Annotated in this window: 16 protein-coding genes; 6 read left to right on the plus strand and 10 right to left on the minus strand. The window is 61.7% G+C overall.

Features of this window, described 5'->3' with window-relative positions:
• The first annotated feature begins 125 nt into the window (after positions 1-125).
• A complete protein-coding gene (locus tag GR183_RS18780; RefSeq protein ID WP_160777218.1) occupies positions 126-1,328 on the plus strand; it encodes an MFS transporter in 1,203 nt (400 codons plus the stop codon).
• Positions 1,329-1,413: 85 nt separating this feature from the next.
• Here the strand turns inward: GR183_RS18780 and GR183_RS18785 are convergent, their stop codons facing one another.
• The 4 genes from GR183_RS18785 to GR183_RS22290 all read right to left on the minus strand — a co-directional run bounded on the left by GR183_RS18785 (position 1,414) and on the right by GR183_RS22290 (position 5,781).
• A complete protein-coding gene (locus tag GR183_RS18785; RefSeq protein WP_160777219.1) occupies positions 1,414-2,778 on the minus strand; it encodes a pyruvate dehydrogenase complex dihydrolipoamide acetyltransferase in 1,365 nt (454 codons plus the stop codon).
• A 14-nt stretch (positions 2,779-2,792) separates the two neighbouring features.
• Positions 2,793-4,175, minus strand: a complete 1,383-nt coding sequence (locus GR183_RS18790) for a pyruvate dehydrogenase complex E1 component subunit beta (protein WP_160777220.1) — start codon at positions 4,173-4,175, stop codon at positions 2,793-2,795.
• Positions 4,176-4,190: 15 nt separating this feature from the next.
• Complete coding sequence (gene pdhA / locus GR183_RS18795) at positions 4,191-5,249, minus strand: pyruvate dehydrogenase (acetyl-transferring) E1 component subunit alpha (protein ID WP_160777221.1); 1,059 nt, start codon at positions 5,247-5,249, stop codon at positions 4,191-4,193.
• Positions 5,250-5,454: 205 nt separating this feature from the next.
• Positions 5,455-5,781, minus strand: a complete 327-nt coding sequence (locus GR183_RS22290) for an FtsB family cell division protein (protein WP_208999916.1) — start codon at positions 5,779-5,781, stop codon at positions 5,455-5,457.
• Between the two features lie 211 nt (positions 5,782-5,992).
• On the opposite strand from GR183_RS22290, the gene GR183_RS18805 reads away from it, so the two are divergent.
• Positions 5,993-6,550: a DUF3291 domain-containing protein gene (locus tag GR183_RS18805; protein WP_160777222.1), complete on the plus strand. Its 558-nt coding sequence runs from the start codon at positions 5,993-5,995 to the stop codon at positions 6,548-6,550.
• Between the two features lie 19 nt (positions 6,551-6,569).
• Here GR183_RS18805 and mfd read toward each other — a convergent pair whose 3' ends face one another.
• Positions 6,570-10,070, minus strand: coding sequence for a transcription-repair coupling factor (gene mfd / locus GR183_RS18810; RefSeq protein WP_160777223.1), 3,501 nt, complete (start codon positions 10,068-10,070; stop codon positions 6,570-6,572).
• 32 nt (positions 10,071-10,102) lie between these two features.
• Positions 10,103-10,402 (minus strand): FAD assembly factor SdhE, encoded by a 300-nt coding sequence (locus GR183_RS18815; protein ID WP_160777224.1) that lies wholly within the window; start codon positions 10,400-10,402, stop codon positions 10,103-10,105.
• A gap of 166 nt (positions 10,403-10,568) precedes the next feature.
• On the opposite strand from GR183_RS18815, the gene recG reads away from it, so the two are divergent.
• Complete coding sequence (gene recG / locus GR183_RS18820; RefSeq protein ID WP_160777481.1) at positions 10,569-12,671, plus strand: ATP-dependent DNA helicase RecG; 2,103 nt, start codon at positions 10,569-10,571, stop codon at positions 12,669-12,671.
• A 5-nt stretch (positions 12,672-12,676) separates the two neighbouring features.
• On the opposite strand, the gene GR183_RS18825 is transcribed toward recG, so the two are convergent.
• Entirely contained in the window at positions 12,677-13,357 is a 681-nt protein-coding gene (locus GR183_RS18825) for a DUF502 domain-containing protein (protein WP_160777482.1), read from the minus strand.
• 254 nt (positions 13,358-13,611) lie between these two features.
• On the opposite strand from GR183_RS18825, the gene GR183_RS18830 reads away from it, so the two are divergent.
• Positions 13,612-13,977 carry a YbaN family protein gene (locus GR183_RS18830; protein WP_160777225.1) on the plus strand — a complete coding sequence of 122 codons (366 nt, stop codon included), beginning with the start codon at positions 13,612-13,614 and terminating at the stop codon, positions 13,975-13,977.
• Positions 13,978-13,990: 13 nt separating this feature from the next.
• Here the strand turns inward: GR183_RS18830 and GR183_RS18835 are convergent, their stop codons facing one another.
• Together GR183_RS18835 and glmS are read right to left on the minus strand one after the other, a co-directional pair.
• Positions 13,991-14,611, minus strand: a complete 621-nt coding sequence (locus tag GR183_RS18835; protein ID WP_160777226.1) for a LysE family translocator — start codon at positions 14,609-14,611, stop codon at positions 13,991-13,993.
• Positions 14,612-14,664: 53 nt separating this feature from the next.
• Positions 14,665-16,491 carry a glutamine--fructose-6-phosphate transaminase (isomerizing) gene (glmS, locus tag GR183_RS18840; RefSeq protein WP_160777227.1) on the minus strand — a complete coding sequence of 609 codons (1,827 nt, stop codon included), beginning with the start codon at positions 16,489-16,491 and terminating at the stop codon, positions 14,665-14,667.
• A gap of 261 nt (positions 16,492-16,752) precedes the next feature.
• Between glmS and GR183_RS18845 the strand changes: the two genes are divergently transcribed.
• A complete protein-coding gene (locus tag GR183_RS18845; RefSeq protein ID WP_160777228.1) occupies positions 16,753-17,784 on the plus strand; it encodes a hypothetical protein in 1,032 nt (343 codons plus the stop codon).
• Positions 17,785-17,882: 98 nt separating this feature from the next.
• On the plus strand, positions 17,883-18,815 hold the full coding sequence (locus GR183_RS18850; protein ID WP_208999918.1) for a DMT family transporter: 933 nt from the start codon (positions 17,883-17,885) through the stop codon (positions 18,813-18,815).
• 343 nt (positions 18,816-19,158) lie between these two features.
• Here GR183_RS18850 and GR183_RS18855 read toward each other — a convergent pair whose 3' ends face one another.
• Positions 19,159-19,896 (minus strand): cytochrome c biogenesis CcdA family protein, encoded by a 738-nt coding sequence (locus tag GR183_RS18855; RefSeq protein ID WP_160777229.1) that lies wholly within the window; start codon positions 19,894-19,896, stop codon positions 19,159-19,161.
• Positions 19,897-20,144 lie beyond the last annotated feature (248 nt).

The raw sequence follows: 20,144 nt of genomic DNA on the forward strand, positions 1-20,144 counted from the left end.
GATCCCTTTTTTACTCATCCGGCGCTTGCGCTGCCGCTTCTCTTCAAGTTCCAATCCCGCGTCCCGAGTCGCCTGACGCCGGGCCGAAGGTTTCAATCGCCAATCGACCGGACAAAGCCGATCCCATGAAATCCAAACCGCTCAGCATCGCGCTTCTGGCGATTTCCTGCGTCGCAGTGCTTTCGCTGTGGTTCGCGGCATCCGTCGTCACGCCGGCGCTTATCGCCGAATTCGGCATCGGCCCGACGCGCGCAGCGTTGCTGACGACCGCCGTACAGATCGGCTTCGTCGCGGGAAGCCTCGTCAGCGCGATCCTCGGCCTGCCCGACAGGCTCGACCCGAGGCTGCTTTATTGCGCCGCAGCCCTGACGGGTGCCGCCGCCAATGCGGCATTCCTTTTCGTAGAGCCGGGCTCGACCGTTTCGATCATCCTCCGGCTTGTGACCGGCGCGATCATGGCAGGCGTCTACCCCGTCGCCATGAAGCTTTCCGTAAGCTGGGCGAAGAACGACGCGGGATTTCTCGTCGGCACGCTCGTCGGCGCGCTGACCGTCGGCTCCGCCCTGCCGCATTTCTTCGCTTTCGCCGGCGACCTCAACTGGCGCGTCGTGATGACGACGGCGTCCACCGCCGCAGCCATCGGCGCCTTGCTGGTGCTTGGCGTCGGAATCGGCCCGGGCTTCAAGAACGCAGGACGTTTCAACCCGCATGTCGCGCTGAGCGCCCTTAAAAGCCGCCCGCTCCGCCTCGCGAATTTCGGCTATTTCGGCCACATGTGGGAGCTTTACGCCGTCTGGGCGTGGCTCGGCAGCTATATCGCGGCCAGTTTCGCCACGACCGGCATGGCGGATGCGCAATCGAACGCCCGCCTTGTCGCATTCCTGGCGATCGGCTCCGGCGCGCTCGGCGCCTTCGGCGGCGGCTATCTGGCGGACCGGATCGGCAGGACGCGGCTTACTATCATAGCCCTTGCGATCAGCGGCTTCTGCTGCGTTGCCGCCGGCCCGCTGTTCGGCGCGGCACCGGGGCTGATCATCCTGCTGTCGCTTGTCTGGGGCGTTTCGGTCATCGCCGATTCCGCGCAGTTTTCCACCGGAATTGCGGAGATGAGCGAGCCGGGCACCCAAGGCACGATCCTGACCATGCAGACCGCAATCGGCTTTGCCATCACGGTCATAACCGTGCAGGGCCTGCCGGCATGGGTTGATCTCGTCGGCTGGCAATGGGCGTTCCTGCCGCTCGTATTCGGGCCGATCTTCGGAATAGCGGCGATGGCACGTTTGAGACACGTGCCGGAAGCCGCCAAGATGGCGGGTGGCAAACGCTGAACGAATGAGGGATCGCGGCGGGAAACATCCGCCGCAACCCGTTTTCGTTTCCCTCGTTTCGGCCGTGGCCGGCATCGCTCCGGCCTCAGACGAGCATCGACATCGGATTTTCGATGAAACCCTTGAAGGCCTGCATGAGCTCGGCCCCAAGAGCGCCGTCCACCGCGCGGTGATCCGTCGACAAGGTCACGGTCATAACTGTGGCGATCGCCAGCGCACCGTCCTTCACGACCGCGCGCTGCTCACCAGCGCCAACCGCCAGAATGGTGGCGTGCGGCGGGTTGATGACCGCGCTGAAGTCCTTGATGCCGAACATGCCGAGGTTGGAAACCGCCGTCGTGCCGCCCTGATATTCCTCGGGCTTCAACTTGCGCTCGCGCGCACGCGACGCCAGATCCTTCATCTCGGTGGAAATGACGGAAAGCGTCTTTTCTTCCGCCCGGCGAATGATCGGCGTGATCAGCCCGCCGTCGATCGCAACCGCCACCCCGACATCGGCATGTTTGTGAAGTAGCATTCCGCCGTCCGTCCAGGAGGCATTCGCCGCCGGAACCGCCTTCAACGCAAGCGCCTGGGCCTTGATCACCATGTCGTTGACCGAAAGCTTGTAGGCGGGCTTTCCGTCCTTGTCCGTCGGTGCGGAAGCGTTGAGCTGCGAACGAAGCTTCAACAGCGCGTCGAGCTGGCAATCCACCGAGAGGTAGAAATGCGGAACGGACTGCTTGGATTCCGTCAGGCGGCGGGCAATCGTCTTGCGCATGCCGTCATGCGGCACGAGTTCGTAGGAGCCTTCCTCGAAGAGCTTGAGGATTTGCTCATCCGACGGGCCGGCGGCAACTGCCGCTTTCGGCGCTTCGGCGGCGGGTGCCGCAGCCGGGGCGGCCTTGCCGGTGCCGGCCTGAAGAGCGGCCTCGATATCCCGCTTGACGATACGCCCGTGCGGGCCGGTGCCGTTTATCGCCTTGAGATCGAGCCCGTTCTGCTGAGCAAGCCGCCGCGCGAGCGGAGACGAAAACACCCTGTCGCCCGAAGCCGTGACGGGCGCAGGTGCCGGAGCGGCGGCGGCGGGAGCGCCGACCTCGACAGCCGGAGATGCCGCGGGTGCAGGCGGAGCCTCGCGCGCCTGGTCGGCGCCATTGCCTGAAGACGAACCATCTGCCTTGGGAGCAGATGCACTTCCCGCCCCTTCAAGCGCGGAGGCATCCTCGCCTTCTTCCAGAAGAAGGGCGATCACCTCGTTGACCTTCACGCCCGAAGTGCCTTCGGCAACGACGATCTTGCCGACGGTACCTTCCTCGACGGCTTCCACTTCCATGGTTGCCTTGTCGGTCTCGATTTCGGCGATGACGTCGCCGGGGGCGATCTGGTCGCCCTCCTTGACGAGCCACTTGGCCAGATTGCCCTCTTCCATCGTCGGCGAGAGGGCCGGCATCAGAATATTGATCGGCATGGCTTCCTCCGGCCTCAGGACGTGTAGGTAACGGCTTTGACCGCGTCGATGACTTCACCGACATTCGGCAGCGCGAGCTTTTCGAGGTTCGCGGCATAAGGCATCGGAACGTCCTTGCCGGTAACCCTGAGGACCGGCGCGTCGAGCCAGTCGAAAGCGCGCTCCTGAACCTGGAAGCCGATTTCCGACGATACCGAGCAGACCGGGAAAGCCTCTTCTACAGTAACGAGGCGGCCCGTCTTCTTCACCGATTCAATGACCGTGTCGATATCGAGCGGTCGGATGGAGCGCATGTTGACGATCTCCGCGGAAATGCCCATTCCGGCCAGTTCGTCGGCGGCTTTCACGGCATAAGTCATGCCGATGCCCCAGGAGACGATCGTCACGTCGGAGCCTTCGCGCTCGATCTTTGCCTTGCCGATCGGCAGGACGAAATCCTCCATATCCGGCACTTCGAAGGAATGGCCGTAGAGAATTTCGTTTTCCAGGAAAATGACCGGGTTCGGATCGCGGATCGCGGCCTTGAGCAGGCCCTTCGCATCCGCCGCCGAATAGGGCTGCACGACCTTGAGACCCGGCACATGGGCGTACCACGCGGCATAATCCTGGCTGTGCTGCGCACCGACGCGCGCGGCGGCGCCATTCGCCCCTCGGAAGACCATCGGCGCGCCCATCTGGCCGCCCGACATGTACAGCGTCTTGGCCGCGGAATTGATGATCTGGTCGATCGCCTGCATGGCGAAGTTGAAGGTCATGAACTCCACGATCGGGCGCAGCCCCGCCATGGCGGCGCCGACGGCGAGGCCGGTAAAGCCGTGTTCCGTGATCGGCGTATCGACCACGCGTTTCGGGCCGAATTCCTCAAGCAGACCCTGGCTGATCTTGTATGCGCCCTGATATTCGGCGACTTCCTCGCCCATCAGGTACACATTCTCATCGCGGCGCATCTCCTCCGCCATCGCGTCGCGAAGCGCCTCGCGCACGGTGGTGGAGACCATACTGGTTCCCGCCGGGATATCCGGATCCGCGGCAGGTTTCGACGCGACCGGAGCAGCAGGCGCGGGTGCTGCGCTCGGCGCAGGCGCCTCAGTGGGCTCAGGAGCAGCCGGAGCCTCGGCTTTCGCCGCCGCACCCTCGAGGGCCGAAGCATCCTCGCCGTCGGCCAGAAGCATGGCGATCGGCGTATTGACCTTGACGTTGTCAGTACCCTCGGCAACGAGGATCTTGCCGAGCGTGCCCTCATCGACGGCTTCCACTTCCATGGTCGCCTTGTCTGTCTCGATTTCCGCGATCACATCGCCCGCGGTCACCGAATCACCCTCGGATTTCACCCATTTGGCCAGTTTGCCTTCCTCCATGGTCGGAGAAAGAGCCGGCATCAGAATTTCAATCGGCATCGTCGTATCTCCGCCTCAAAGAAGAATGTCGGTGTAAAGCTCGGACGGATCCGGCTCAGGATCGTTCTGGGCGAATTCGGCCGCTTCGTTGACGACCTCCCTCACCTTCTTGTCGATCTCCTTGAGCTCGTCCTCGCTCGCCCATTTCTTTTCGATAAGGCGGTTTCGCACCTGCTCGATCGGGTCGCGCTCGGTGCGCATCTTCTGCACCTCGTCCTTCGAGCGGTACTTCGCGGGGTCGGACATGGAATGCCCGCGATAGCGATATGTGATCATTTCGAGAATGTAGGGGCCCTTGCCCGAACGGCAGTGCTCGAGCGCCTTCTCGCTCGCCGCTTTCACGGCGCGAACGTCCATGCCGTCGACCTGCTCGCCAGGAATGCCGAAGGACGCGCCGCGGTGCGAAAGGTCGGTCGTGGCCGAAGCACGCTCGACGCTGGTGCCCATGCCGTATTTGTTGTTCTCGATCACGAAGACGACCGGAAGCTTCCAGAGCTGGGCCATGTTGAAGCTTTCGTAGACCTGGCCCTGGTTCGTCGCGCCGTCGCCGAAGAAGGTCATCGAGACGCGCCCGTCCTCGCGATAGCGATTTGCGAAGGCGAGCCCGGTGCCGAGCGAAACCTGCGCACCGACGATGCCGTGTCCGCCGTAGAAGTCCTTTTCCTTGGAGAACATGTGCATGGAGCCGCCCTTGCCCTTGGACAACCCGCCGCGACGGCCGGTCAGCTCTGCCATGACGCCCTTTGGATCAAGCCCCATGGCAAGCATGTGCCCGTGGTCGCGGTAGCCGGTGATCATCTGGTCACCGTCCTTCTTGGCAAGCTGCATGCCGATGACGACAGCTTCCTGACCGATGTAGAGATGGCAGAAACCGCCGATCAGGCCCATGCCGTAAAGCTGGCCGGCCTTTTCCTCGAAACGGCGGATCAGCAGCATTTCGCGGTAGGCTTCAAGCTCCTCCTCTTTCGAGAAATCGGCGATTGACGGCGCGGCTTTGGATTTCGACGCGCTGGAGCGGGATCGACCAGCGCTCTTGGAGCGCGTGCCGGTTGTTTTCCTTGCTGTGGCAGCCATGTCCCTCTTCTCGCAAAAGGCCCGTTTCGGGCGGCGTTCCCTCACATATGATAGCGGACGGTACTTGAGGTCGCCTGTCAACAAAAGACCAATTTGACGGGTAGCAGCTATGCATCAACGTATTGGGTAAATTCACGAATTTCAAATAAACTCATTTTCGGTTGAATATGTCAATTCTACCGGAAACAAGTTAACTCGTTACATACTATGGGCGCGGGCGCAGGATCGCGAGTTCCTGAGGGTGAACGAGGTTGAGCGTTCTGCGCGCACGTTCGTCGATCATGTCGGGGTCCAGGCTTTCCGGCCGCAGGAGCGCAACGCGGTGCTGAAGCTCCTCGCGCTCTTCCCGCACGACGGCAAGCTCCGCTTCAAGCTTCTGAATCTGGTGCTCTATCCGCGCTCGCCCGACGAGGCCGAACTCGCCGTTGATCGCGTGAAAACCGAAATAGGTGACGATGGTTATGGCAATCGTCGGAATGACGAGACGTTGCCAGATCGACTTCTTGCGGTGGCGGGTCGCTTTGAACGGCACGAACGGGTCCCTTACACAGATACAATCAGGGCCAGTAGCCTTGAGGCTGCGATGCTCAAGGTGATGATGTGACTTTGCCCGAACAGGCTTAATGGATGGTTTCGATATTGCGTAAAATTGAAAGGTGGAGCGCTTACGGTCCCACCTGCCACCGAATACAATGTCAACCTTGTGAATTGGAACTTTTGGAAAAACCAATGACCGTCGAACGATGACCGCGCGGCGTCTGGCCGTTTATACCTTCGGCAATTTCATCAAGCCATCGGAACACCCTTCCAACCAGGGTTTCCACGACCGTAACGATCCGAATTTCGCGGCCGTCGAGATGGCCGAGGGATTTCTCGCCCGCTCAGGCTACGACGACGAGCCCGGCCCGAAACCGTGGGGCGAGCAGGTCTATCCTCGTTTTTATATCGAGCATGGCGACGGATGGGCGCCATCCACGCTGTCCCTCTGGGAAGACCTCCCCTCGATCATGGCCTTTGCCTACTCGGGCATTCATGCCGAGGCGATGAGGCACGGGCGCGAGTGGTTCATCAAGCCTGCGTGGCCGCCCTATGCGCTGTGGTGGGTGGACGGCGGGCATACGCCCTCCTGGGCCGATGCGATCAGGAGGCACGAATTCCTGCACGACAACGGGCCGACGGCTTTTGCCTTCAACTTCAAGCAACCGTTCGACGAAGCGGGTTGCCCGACGACGATCGACCGCGATGCGATGAAGCGCAAGGCGGCGAAGAACGCGGACGCGCTTCGCCGCCACGCTTCATGACAGCAGCCGGCAGACCGCTTTAGGCCGCCTTCGTCTCGGCTTCCGCGAGCTTGGAAAGCTTCATGAGGATCGCCGCGGTTCCCTTCAGGCGGCTTTCGGGCGTTTCCCAATCACGCGAGAGCACGACCTTCTGGTCGGGGCGAATGCGCGCAAGCGAACCCTGCTCGGAGATATAGGCGACGAGGCCCGCCGGATTGGGGAATTCGTTGTTGCGGAACTGGATGACGGCGCCCTTCGGACCGGCGTCGATCTTTTCCACATTCGCCTGGCGGCAGAGCCCCTTGATGAAGACGATCTTCAAGAGATGCTCGACCTCTTCGGGCAGCGGGCCGAAACGGTCTATCATCTCCGCGCCGAAAGCATCGATATCCTGCGGGTCGGAAAGATCGGCAAGGCGGCGGTAAAGCTGCAGGCGCAATTGCAGGTCGGGCACATAGTCTTCCGGGATCAACACCGGCGTGCCGACCGTGATCTGCGGCGACCACTGCTCCTCGCCAACATCCTCGCCGCCCGACTTGAGCTGGGCGACCGCCTCTTCCAGCATCTGCTGGTAAAGCTCGAAGCCGACCTCCTTGATATGGCCCGACTGTTCCTCGCCAAGAAGGTTTCCGGAACCACGGATGTCGAGGTCATGGCTTGCAAGCTGGAATCCGGCGCCGAGACTGTCGAGCGACTGAAGCACCTTGAGGCGGCGCTCCGCCGTGGCCGTCAGCGTCTTGTTGGCGGGCACAGTGAAGAGCGCGTAGGCGCGCGTCTTCGAGCGGCCGACGCGTCCGCGAAGCTGGTAGAGCTGGGCAAGGCCGAACATATCCGCGCGGTGGACGATGAGCGTATTTGCCGTCGGCACATCCAGCCCCGATTCCACGATCGTGGTGGAAAGAAGCACGTCGAACTTGCCCTCGTAGAAGGCGTTCATGACGTCGTCCAGTTCGCCCGGTGGCATCTGCCCGTGGGCAACCGCGACCTTCACCTCCGGCACCATTTCATCGAGGAAGGCCTTCGTATCAGCGATATCGGCAACGCGGGGGCAGACGTAGAAGCTTTGCCCGCCGCGATAACGCTCGCGCAGAAGCGCTTCTCGCACCACCAGCGGATCGAACGGCGAAACGAAGGTGCGCACCGCGAGCCTGTCCACCGGCGGAGTGGCGATCAGCGACAATTCGCGTACGCCGGTAAGCGCAAGCTGCAGCGTACGCGGGATCGGCGTCGCCGAAAGCGTCAGCACGTGGACATCGGCCTTCAGCTCCTTCAGCCGCTCCTTGTGCTTCACGCCGAAGTGCTGCTCCTCGTCGATGATGAGTAGGCCAAGGTCGCGGAACTTGATCGACTTTCCAAGCAGCGCATGCGTGCCGATGACGATGTCGAGCGAACCGTCGGCAATCCCCTTCTTGGCCTCCGACAGCGCCTTGGCGGAGACGAGGCGCGAAGCCTGCGCGACATTGATCGGCAAGCCCTGAAAACGCTCGCTGAAGGTACGGTAGTGCTGGCGCGCCAGAAGCGTCGTCGGCACGACGACAGCGACCTGGCGTCCGGTCATGGCCGTAACGAAGGCGGCCCTGAGCGCAACCTCCGTCTTGCCGAAGCCGACATCGCCGCACACGAGCCGGTCCATCGGCCGGCCGGCGGAAAGATCCTCGAAGATGGAATCGATCGCGGTCAGCTGGTCGTCCGTTTCCTCATAGGGGAAACGGGCGGCGAATTCGTCATAGACGCCATCGGGCGTGGAGACGACAGGCGCATGCTTGAGCGCACGCTCGGCAGCCGTCTTGATCAGCCCGTCCGCGATCTCCAGGATGCGCTTCTTCATGCGCGCCTTGCGCGCCTGCCAGGCACCGCCGCCGAGCTTGTCGAGCTGAACGTCGACATCCTCCGAGCCGTAGCGCGTCAAAAGCTCGATGTTCTCGACAGGCAGGAACAGCTTTGCGCTAAGCGCGTATTGAAGCTCGAGACAGTCATGCGGCGCACCCGCCGCCTCGATCGTGCGCAGGCCCAGGAAGCGGCCGATGCCGTGTTCGACGTGGACGACGAGATCGCCTTCGGAAAGGCTCGTCGCCTCGGTCAGGACATTCGCGCCCTTGGCCTTGCGCTTGCGCTGGCGCACAAGACGGTCGCCCAGGATGTCCTGCTCGCCGATAACGGCGAGATCGCCGATCTCGAACCCATGCTCGATGCCAAGCACGGCAAGGCCTGTCATGCCCGTCGGCAGCTCACGCGCCTTGGCTTCCGTCTCCACGGGCGCAACGCGGTCCAGCCCGTGATCGCCCATGACCTGGGCAAGACGTTCCCGCGAACCTTCGCTCCAGCAGGCGATGACGACCCGCTTTTCGTCTTTCGTGAGCCTGCCGACATGATCCGTCAGCGCGTCGAAGATATTGACGTCACCCGCCGCACGCTCAGCCGCGAACGAGCGGCCCTGCCGGCCGTCGAACTCGATAACCTGCTGCCCCTGGCCCGGCGGCACGGCAAAGGCTGAAAGCCGCGCCGTCGCATGGTCAGCGAGATTCTGCGCCCATTCGTTCTTGCCAAGATAAAGCTCGCGCGGCTCAATCGGCTTGTAGGGCACCGCACCCGCCGCCTTGCCGCCCTCCATGGCCTCAAGGCGGGCGGTGTAATGCTCCTCGATCTGATCCAGCCGTTCGCGAACCACATCGTCGATCGCTCCGTCGAGCACGACGGGCGTGTCGCCTGTATAGTCGAACAATGTCTCGAGCTTTTCGTGAAAGAGCGGCAGCCAATGCTCCATGCCCGCGTAGCGGCGCCCCTCGCTGATCGACTGGTAGAGGATGTCGTCGCGGTCGCTAGCGCCGAAGCGGCTGACATAACCCTTCCGGAACCTGGACACCGCTTCTTCGGACAGCACGACCTCGCTCATCGCGACAAGCTCGATCGCCTTCATCTGGCGCGTGGTACGCTGGGTTTCCGGATCGAAGGCACGGATAGATTCAAGCGTGTCGCCAAAGAAGTCGAGGCGCACCGGCTCCTCGCTTCCCGGTGAAAAGAGATCGACGATACCGCCGCGAACAGCATATTCGCCGGTCTCACGCACCGTGGAGGAACGCAGGAATCCATTGACTTCCAGCCAGCCTACCAGCTCTGACAGATCGACCCGATTTCCGGGTAGTGCGCGCCAGCTCTGCGCCTTCGAGAACTCGCGCGACGGCAGACGCTGGAGCGCGGCATTTGCCGTCGTCAGCAGCACGACCGGGCGCTCATCCTCCACCCCGCGAGCAAGCTGACCCAAAACGGCAAGGCGCTGTGCCACCACGCCTGCGTTAGGCGACACGCGGTCATATGGCAGGCAGTCCCACGCAGGCAGCTGAAGCAGGCCTGCCTCGGGCGCGAAGAAGGCGAAAGCGTCCGCCGCCATCTGCATGTGCTGTGCATCCTGCGCAACGAAAACCAGCGCAAGGCCGCTCTTGCCCTGTTCGCGCAGGATGCGGGCGAGAGCATAGACATCCGCCCCGTCCGGGATGCCCGTCAGGACGGCATTGCCGCCGTCACGCAGGAAAGCTTCGAACACCTTCAGTCAACTCCGTGAAAAGCAGAGAAAATTCAGCCGGCGACCTGTTGTTTCCGGAATTCCAGGATGCGCCTGAAAAGCGCCGTATCCCACTTGGCAGGCACTTGCGTGCGGCCTGTCATCCAGGCGTAAAGTTCCTGGTCCGGGATATCGAGCATCGCTTCGACTTCATCGAGTTCGTCGTCCTCGAGGCTCGCCACATGCTGCCTTATGAAACCGCCGAGAAGGATATCCATCTCGCGAATGCCGCGATGCGTGCTGCGAAACAAGATGCGCTTGCGGCGTGGATCCAGCGGACCTTCCACAGCGGTATTCGGGTTTTCTGCGGTCATTTCAGCCCCTTGCAGTGGCGAAATTACAAAACAGGCAAGTCGCCGGCGGCATATTCGCCGCCCGCGTCCACATTCGTTCGCGGGTTTATAGCTTGCCCGCCCGGCGATGTCAGCGCCGCATGGGAAGAAGATTGCCTCCTGGCCGTCCGAATGGCACTAAATGGCCATGCGCCCACCGAAGCTCGATCCATTTTTCGCCGCCGTCTCCTCGCTGCAGGGCGTGGGACCGAAGACAGTGAAGTTGCTTGGCAACCTTCTCGGCACATCCGCCGAGCGGGAGGCGACGGTAGCAGACCTTCTGTTCCACCTGCCGCACGCCATGATCGACCGCAGGAAGCGGCCCGGCATCGCATTCGCGCCCGAAGGCGCGATCGTGACGCTGGATGTGCGCATCGACCGGCACGACGCCCCGCCCCGGCACAGCAAGACGCCCTACCGTATTTTCGCCCATGACGAGACGGGCGAGATCGCGCTCGTGTTTTTTCATGCGCGGCGCGACTGGCTGGAAAAGACACTACCGGCCGGCGGCAATTTCCTGGTTTCCGGCAAGGTCGAATGGTTCAACGGCCGCCCGCAGATGGTGCACCCAGACCATATGGTGCCGGCGGACAAGGCCGATCAACTCCCCATGATCGAGCCCGTCTATGCGCTGACGGCCGGGCTTTCCGGCAAGATGTTGCACAAGGCCATCCTCGATGCCCTGCGCCATGTACCCGATCTGCCAGAATGGCTGGACCCGGCGTTCAAGGCACGGCACAACTGGCCCGACTTCATGGACGCCCTGAAGTACTGCCATGAGCCATCTGGAGAAGAAGAGTTTTCGCTCGATTCAGATTCGATTCGAAGGCTTGCGTACGACGAATATCTGGCGAACCAGCTTGCCCTCGCGTTGATACGCCGGTCATTGCGAAAGGCAGGCGGCGTGGCGCGCGCGGCAACCGGTGATCTGAAACGCAAGGTGCTTCAGGCCCTGCCCTACGACCTGACGAACGGCCAACGCGAAGCGGTGGCCGAGATCGAGGCCGATCTTGGCGAGCCGACGCGCATGCTCAGAATGCTGCAAGGCGATGTCGGCTCGGGAAAGACGATCGTCGCGCTGTTGGCGGCATGTGCAGTTATCGAAAGCGGCGCGCAGGCCGCGATCATGGCGCCGACGGAAATCCTCGCCCGACAGCATCTGGCATCCATTGCGCCGCTCTGCGAGGCCGCCGGCATTCGCGCCGCCGTGATGACCGGGCGCGACAGCGCGAAACACCGCCGCGAGGTTCGCGAGCAGCTTGAATCCGGCGAAATCGACCTTGTGGTCGGCACGCATGCGATCTTTCAGGGCGACGTCGCGTTCAAGGATCTCGGACTGGCCGTGATCGACGAGCAGCACCGCTTCGGCGTTCACCAGCGCCTTGCGCTTTCGGCGAAGGGACAGGGCGTCGATGTCCTTGTCATGACGGCAACGCCCATCCCGCGCACGCTGGTGCTCACCTTCTTCGGCGACATGGACGTGTCCCGCCTGACCGAAAAACCCGCTGGACGCCAGCCGATCAAGACGGTGACCGTCTCGCTGGAGCGGATTGGAGAAGTGGTCGCCCGCCTCAAGGCCGCGATCGCGCAAGGCCAGAAAGTCTACTGGGTCTGCCCGCTCGTCGAGGAATCGGAGAAATCGGATCTCGCGGCTGCCGAAGAACGTTTCGGCGACCTGCAGCGCGCGCTTGGACCGGTGGTCGCCCTTGTCCACGGCCGCCAGAGCGCGGAGGAAAAGGAGGCCGCGATGACGGCCTTCAAGGCCGGCGAGGCGAAAGTCCTCGTCGCCACCACCGTTATCGAGGTCGGCGTCGACGTGCCGGACGCAACGATCATCGTGATCGAACATGCAGAACGCTTCGGTCTGTCGCAGCTTCATCAGCTGCGCGGGCGTGTCGGGCGCGGGTCGAAGCCTTCGACCTGCCTGCTCCTTTACAAGGGCCCGCTCGGCGAAACGGCTACAGCCCGCCTTGCCATCATGCGCGAAACCGATGACGGCTTCCGCATTGCCGAGGAAGACCTGCGGTTGCGCGGCGAAGGTGAAATCCTCGGCACGCGCCAATCCGGCACGCCCGGTTTCAGAATCGCGAATGTGGAGGTGCACGGAGACCTTATGGAGATCGCGCGGGATGACGCACGCCTTATCCTGGAAACCGACCCCGAACTGAAATCCCCCCGCGGCGAAGCGTTGCGGCTGCTGCTCTATCTCTTCTCGCGCGACGAGGCCGTGAGGCTTCTGCGGGCGGGGTGATATGCCTATTCGACAGGCTCAAGCACCGGGGGCGGCTGCTCGCTCTTCTTGCCTGGCTTCTTGACCGGCAGCTTCTTCGGATATTCCGGGTTCACGAGGCCGGCGGAAATCACGAGCTTCGCCGCTTCCTCGACGCTCATGTCGAGTTCGATGACATCTTCCTTCGGCACGAACAGAAGGAAGCCGGACGTGGGGTTCGGTGTCGTCGGCAGGAAGACGGAAATCGTGTCGGCGGACGGCGCCAGCTTGTGCGACACTTCCCCCTTCGTGTCCGTGGCGATGAATACGATCGCCCACAGGCCCTTTCGCGGATATTCGACAAGGGCTGCTTTCTTGAAGGTATTGGAACGCTCCGCCAGCACCGTTTCGAAAATCTGCTTGAGACCGCCGTAAAGGTTGCGCACCAGCGGCATGCGCCCAAGCAGGGATTCGCCATAGGACACCAACGTCCTTCCGGCGATGTTCGCCGTCAGGAAGCCGACAATCGTCAGCGCGAAGAAGGCGACGATAAGCCCGAAACCGGGAACGGGAAACGGCAGATAGGTATCCGGGTTATAACGCAGCGGGAGGAAGGGCTTAACCCAGCCGTCGATCCACTGGATCAGCGACCAGGTGAGATAGAGCGTAATCCCGATCGGCCCCGCGATGACAAGGCCGGTCAGGAAATAATTGCGAAGTCGTGTCATCCCGGTGTGCTTCGGCAGCCTGGCGTGCGCCTGATCATCCTGACCGCCCGGGTTCTTTTTATCCGTCATGCATGCTCCGGCGACGTAAGGCCGCGGTTTTGCCGCCTATCCCGCAATATACTCCCCCGATACCCGACCCTATAGATAGTGTAGAAATCGCGAGGATGGTATCCACGCGATGCTGAAAGTTTGCACAATCCCCCAAGACAGGGTGTGTGAAGGTTCCGGCAACCTTTTCCGCCCAGCGAGGCTTCATGCTGCAAAGGCCATTGTTCAAGTCGCTCGGCGCGCTTTTCGTCGCGATAGGCCTTGTCGGGATGGTGGTGCCGCTGTTGCCGACGACGATCTTCTTCATCCTTGCCGCGTCCTGCTTCGCCCGTTCCTCGCCGGAGCTGGAGCGGCGGATCATGGAACATCCGCGTATCGGCCCGACCGTGCGCGCCTGGCGCGACCACGGCGTCATTACCCCGCGCGCCAAGCTGACCGCATTTATCGGAATGGGAACGGGCTTTCTTCTGTTCCTCTACACCGCCTCGCCCGAACTTCCGCTCGCGGTCGGCGTGGCGCTGTTCTTCCTTGCCTGCGCAGCATACGTCGCAAGCAGGCCATCACACCCTTGAGAACAAGAAGCCTTTACCTGACATCCTTCAGGCCGAGAAGAACCGCGGCGCCTATCATTGCCGAACCGGAGATGCGCTCCACAAGCCCATATCCGGACTGCGAAACCTTTCGAGCGACCCATTCCGCCGACTTGCCGTAAAAAGCGAGGAACATCCCGTCCATCGCCACATAGGTCGCGCCGAGGATCAAAAGCTGCGGTGCCACCGGCTGGTTCGCGTCGATGAAGAGCGGAAAAAGGGAGGCGAAAAAGATCACCGCTTTCGGGTTCGTCGCAGAGGTGACGAAGCCGTCGAGCCACAGCTTCTTCAGGCTCTTGCTCGGCCTCGTTCCGGCGATGCCGACCTTCGCCCTCGCCATTCTGAGTTTCGTCACCCCCATATAGACGAGATAGGCGACGCCACCCCACTTCACCGCGAGAAACACGGTTTCCGAAGAGGTGATCAGCACAGCAAGCCCAAGGCCCGCCGCCAGCATCTGAAGGACATTCGCCGTCAGATCGCCGGCAGCGGTCGCAATGGACCTGCCGAAACCGTTCGACATGGAATTCGACAGCATCAATATCTGGCTCGGTCCGGGCGTCGACATCAACACCAATACCGTCGCGACATAACCAAGCCAGACTTCCAGCGTCATCGAATATCCCTTCCGCTCATGCGCGCAATACGTGCAACTGTCGGAGCGGAACGTTATTCAACGGTAACGGACTTCGCAAGATTTCGAGGTTGATCTACATCGGTGCCCATGAACACAGCTGTGTGATAGGCAAGAAGCTGAACGGGAATCGCATGGATGATAGGTGCGGCGATCTCCGGCACGTCCGGCATCACGATCGTCTTCCAGGCGTTTATCCCGGCCTCCGCCGCGCCGCGCGCATCGGTGATCAGGATAACGCGGCCGCCGCGCGCCGCCACCTCCTGCACGTTGGAGACCGTTTTTTCGAAAATCTCATCATGCGGCGCGACGACGATGACAGGCATCGATTCGTCGATCAGCGCGATCGGCCCGTGCTTCAACTCGCCAGCGGCATAACCTTCCGCGTGAATGTATGAGATTTCCTTCAGCTTGAGAGCGCCTTCCATGGCGAGCGGGAAGTTCGTGCCGCGACCGAGGTAAAGCGCGTGGTTCGATTTCGATAGCGGCTGGGACAGCTTCTCAAGGTCCTTTTCCACCTTCAGCGCCTTGACCGCATAGGCGGGCACCTCCCCCAGCATGCGAACGAGTTCCGCCTCGCGCTCGGCGCTCAAAACCCCACGCGCGCGTCCGGCGTGAATTGCAAGAGAAGCAAGAACGCTAAGCTGGCAGGTGAAGGCCTTGGTGGAGGCAACGCCGATTTCAGCGCCCGCAACGGTTGGGAACACGACATCGGCCTCACGGGCGATCGTCGATTCAGGCACATTGACCACCGCGCCGATGCGCATGCCCTGCTGCTTGCAATAACGCAGCGAGGCCAGCGTGTCCGCCGTTTCGCCCGACTGCGAGATGAACAGCGCAAGATCGCCCGCCTTGACCGGCATCTCCCGGTAGCGGAACTCGGACGCGATATCGATGTCCACCGGAATGCGGGCGTATTTCTCAAACCAGTATTTGCCGATAAGGCCCGCATAAAACGCCGTGCCGCAGGCGGAAATCACCAGCCGGTCGAGAGCGGCGAAATCCACGGACGTTCCCTTCGGCAAGGTCGTGCAAAGTTTGTTTAAGTTCAGATAGCGCGACAGCGTATGGCCGATGACCTCGGGCTGCTCGTAGATTTCCTTCTGCATGAAGTGGCGGTAATTGCCCTTGTCGACCTGAACGGCGGTCGCCGCGCTCGTATGTTCGGGCCGCGTTACGGGAAGGTTGCTCTCGTCGAAGATTTCGAAGCTCGTGCGCGTAAGGACAACCCAGTCGCCGTCTTCGAGATAGGTGACGCGGTCGGTAAAGGGTGCGAGCGCAATGGCATCCGAGCCAAGGTACATCGCGCCGTCGCCATGGCCGACTGCAAGCGGCGAACCCCGGCGCGCGCCGATCATAAGGTCTTCCTCGCCCTTGAAGATGATGGCGAAGGAGAATGCCCCCTTCAGGCGATGCAGCGTATCCGCAACCGCGTCCCTGGGGGTCTTGCCCGCCTGCAGAGCTTGGGTGATGAGATGGGCGACGACTTCCGTGTCCGTATCCGTTTCAAGCTCCGCGCCGCCACTCTTCACCAGCTCGCGAAGGTCGAGAAAGTTCTCGATTATGCCGTTGTGGACGACGGCGACCTGATCGGTCGCATGGGGGTGGGCATTGCGCTCGGTCGGTGCACCATGGGTTGCCCAGCGGGTGTGACCGATGCCGATCGCACCTGCGAGCGGTTCGCGCTCCAGAGCCAGCTCCAGGTTTCTGAGTTTACCTTCCGCCCGGCGGCGCAGGATCTTGCCGTCGACGATCGTCGCTACCCCGGCAGAATCATAACCGCGATATTCCAGCCGCTTGAGCGCGTCCACCAGTTTATCGGCAACGCCCTCGCTTCCCAGGATACCGACAATTCCGCACATGCAACTCACCTTTCAGGAAATGAAATCTCTAGCGCCGTCAAAAGCTTCCATACCCGAACTAGGTTCTAGAAGGACAATCAAACCCTGTTTCGTTTCGTGACAGGCAGGCTGCCATGTGGGCGATCGGTGGATGAACGCGGCCATCGCCCCATTTCAGCCGTACACGAAACGGTGTTTCTGCGGAACCTTTAACGCTTGTTAACCATAATCGTCGTTTCCTCATAGACGTGCCCACAAGATTCGATCCCGAAAGCCCTTGATGTGAAAGTGCCGTCCAACCGATCCTCCGACAAGCTCCAATCCGGCAAACGGGTGGATGTCGCGTGGGCCTTCGTCTGGGGGGCCGGCGCGGTGTTGTTTGCCGCCGTCGCGGCAGGCTCATACATATTCTCGACCACGGACCGGCCCGCCAACGGTTTTTACGCCAGCGCACCGCTGCCGCCGATAACGGGCGATGTCACGACAACGGGCACGATCGCAGCCGACGGTGAAACGGTCGAATTCGCCGTGTATCCCTCCCGAGGCGGGCTTGTGGCCCAGCAATCGGCCTCCCGCATGCACTCGGAGATCGAGACGCTGCGAAAGGAAATCGCCGGGCTGCGCCGCAATCTCTCCGTTCTGGAACGTCAAAACGACGAACTCTCGCGCCGGCTTGCCACGATCGAAGGCGGCGAACACGACAAGCAGCAGCCAGACGAGACACGCGAGACGACGCCTTCGACGGTTCCCCATGCTACGGCCGCCCCGGAAAAGCCCGAACCGCACGTGGAAACGCTGCCCGCGCCGGAGCTTCAAATTCTCGGCGACAGACGGCCCGCCCCGGAGATCGAAGCGCCCTCCGCCGGTGTAGACCCGGCCACGCCGGTGCGAATTGTCGCACTTCCGAAGGCGGGCGAACCTGCCACGGTCGGCTCGATCCCGGATGAAGGAACTCCGCCCGCGTCCGGCGAAGACAGGAAGGCCGTCATTTCCATCGCTCCCCCGGCGGGAAAAACCGCGGGCGAAGCGCTTTCGCGCACTGATTTTGCCGTCGATCTGGGGCTATATCCGTCCGAGGACGCCGCCCGGAAAACGCTTTCGGCAATCAAGGAGCATCTGGCGCTTCTTGAAGGAACCCTCGAGCCGCGCGTCAGGCCTGCCCCGGCCGCAAGCGGCGGGAGGAAGGATGAGGTGCGGCTGCTCATTGGCCCCTTTGCCAATGCCGCCGATGCGGCGGCTGCCTGCGTGCTTCTTTCCGCCCGCGAAGTGCCTTGCCGCCCGAATATCTTTGCCGGCACACCGTTAACGCGATGAACGATCCAGCCTGACGTGCAATTTCGTTTGCAGCGGGGTATATGCTGAGCGGGCCCGATCCCGGGGCCGACCGTTACCTCTGTTCGAGCTAAAGTTCCATGCGTTTTCTGATTGATGAAAGATCGCGGGCATTCGCGCTGCTCACGGTCATGCCGCTGTTTTTCTCTTCAAATCTCATTATCGGGCGGGCCGCGGTGAATGCGGTGGAACCCTGGACGCTTGCTTTCCTGCGGTGGACACTTGCCTTTCTCATGCTGTTGCCGTTCGCGACAAGGGGCATCAAGCAGCATTCGCGCCTCTTTCGGCAGCATTGGGACATGATCGCGATCATGGGCTTTCTCGGCATGTGGATCTGCGGTGCCGGCGTATACTTCGCGCTGCGCTATACCAGCGCCACGAATGGAACGTTGATCTATACATCCTCACCGGTGCTGATCCTCCTGCTGGAATGGATCTTCCGCGGCCGGCGGATCGTTCCGCGCGAAATCATCGGCATCGTGCTTGCGATCGCCGGCGTTGTAACGATTGTGGTCAAGGGCTCTTTGTCTGTGCTTTTGGGCCTTGACCTGAATGCCGGAGACATCGTCTTCGCCTTTGCCGCGCTGAGTTGGGCGGTCTATTCGGTCCTGCTCAAGCGTCCGGAATTCATGGGCGTGCCGACCCTGTCCCTGTTCGCTGTGCTTGCGTTTGCCGGGGCGGTTACGCTGCTGCCTTTCACGATTTGGGAAATCGCGGAGACGCGACGCTTTCCAGTGAGCTTGCCCGCATGGTCCTCGATCGCGGGTATAGCGCTTATTTCTTCCGTGCTGGCGTTTTCGTGCTTCCAATACGGCGTCAAAGTGCTTGGCCCCGCCACCACGGGCGTCTTCATGTATCTGCTTCCGCCTTACGGCGTGATGATGGCGGTCTTATTCCTCGGTGAGGAGCTTCATTTCTACCATCTGACGGGTTTCGTGCTCATCATGGCCGGCCTTGTGCTGGCCACTGCGCCCAAGGCCTTGTTCAGGCGAATTAGGGTCAGGACCTATTAAATTGAGGAAAATGGTATGAGCCAATTTGGTTGGATACGAGGAGCAAAAACGCAGGAAACCGTCTGGTTTTCAAGGCTTTTCGACAAAGTAGCCGGCCAAATCGGCCATATCTGTACAGACACCGAAACGGCTTCGACCTGCCTTGTCGAAGCGCTTGGCCGGGTAGTCAACCCGCCCCGCGCCCTTCGCCTAGCATCTCTTTGCCGTTTCAGGTGCCATTTCCGTCAATTTAATAGGTCCTGACCCTAGTATGGTCCTGCCCTCTTCCGCCTCCAGGTGAGCAAATTAAAAAAGGCGGGCCGCTGCCCGGCCCGCCTCTCCATCCGTCATGGATCGTTCCCGCTCATCCAACCGCGGAGAACTGGGGAAACGCCTCGAGCAGCCAATAGGAAAGCGCGGCCATCTGCCCCGTCATGAAGGCGACGCCCGTGACGATGAGGAGCACGCCCATCGCCCGTTCGACGGTCATCATGTGCCGCTTGAAGCGCCCCATGAACTTCATGAAGGGGCCTGCGAAAAGTGCCGCTGCAAGGAACGGCACCCCAAGGCCGAGAGAGTAGGCACCGAGAAGATAGGCACCGCGCAGCACGGTATCCTCCGACCCGGCAATGAAAAGGATTGCCGCGAGGATCGGCCCGACGCACGGCGTCCATCCGAAGGCGAAGGCAAGACCGATGACATAGGCGCCGACCAGGCCGGCAGGCTTCTTCTCCACCTGGAAGCGGGCTTCGCGATAGAAAAGCCCTATCTTGAAGACACCGAGAAAATGCAGGCCCATGACAATGATGATGGCGCCAGCGAAATAGGCAAGCGTCTGTACGTGCTGCGTGACGAACTGACCGACCAGCGAAGCGCTGGCGCCAAGCGAGACGAAAACGGTCGAAAAACCGAGCACGAAAAGAAGCGCCGTAAGAAAGACGCGCCGCGAATCCGCCTTTTCCTCGCCCTCGCCCGTCAGTTCGTCCAGGCTGACGCCCGCCAGAAAACCCAGGTATGGCGGAACAAGCGGCAGGACACAGGGCGACACGAACGAAATGATGCCGGCCACGAACGCACCGAACACCGTAACTTCACTCAACATGTAACCGCGATCCCCTTTATGGCTTTCACAGTGCCTGGGCACCATCCGCAATCGTTCGAGGGCAGGATGCTCCAGGCAACGGTTCGACTGAATTTCCGCGTTCCTAAGGCCATCCCGCATGATCCGCAACGCGCCGAAGTGTCGCTTGGGAGCGGCCAAGGTCCGCCGGTTATTTGCCGCAGACTATAGGCAGGAGGGAAACCGCAGTCTTCTCAACCTTCTGCGAGCCGCGAGTGAGTATCATGAAC

The organism is Stappia sediminis (assembly GCF_009826895.1).
Lineage (GTDB): Bacteria > Pseudomonadota > Alphaproteobacteria > Rhizobiales > Stappiaceae > Hongsoonwoonella > Hongsoonwoonella sediminis.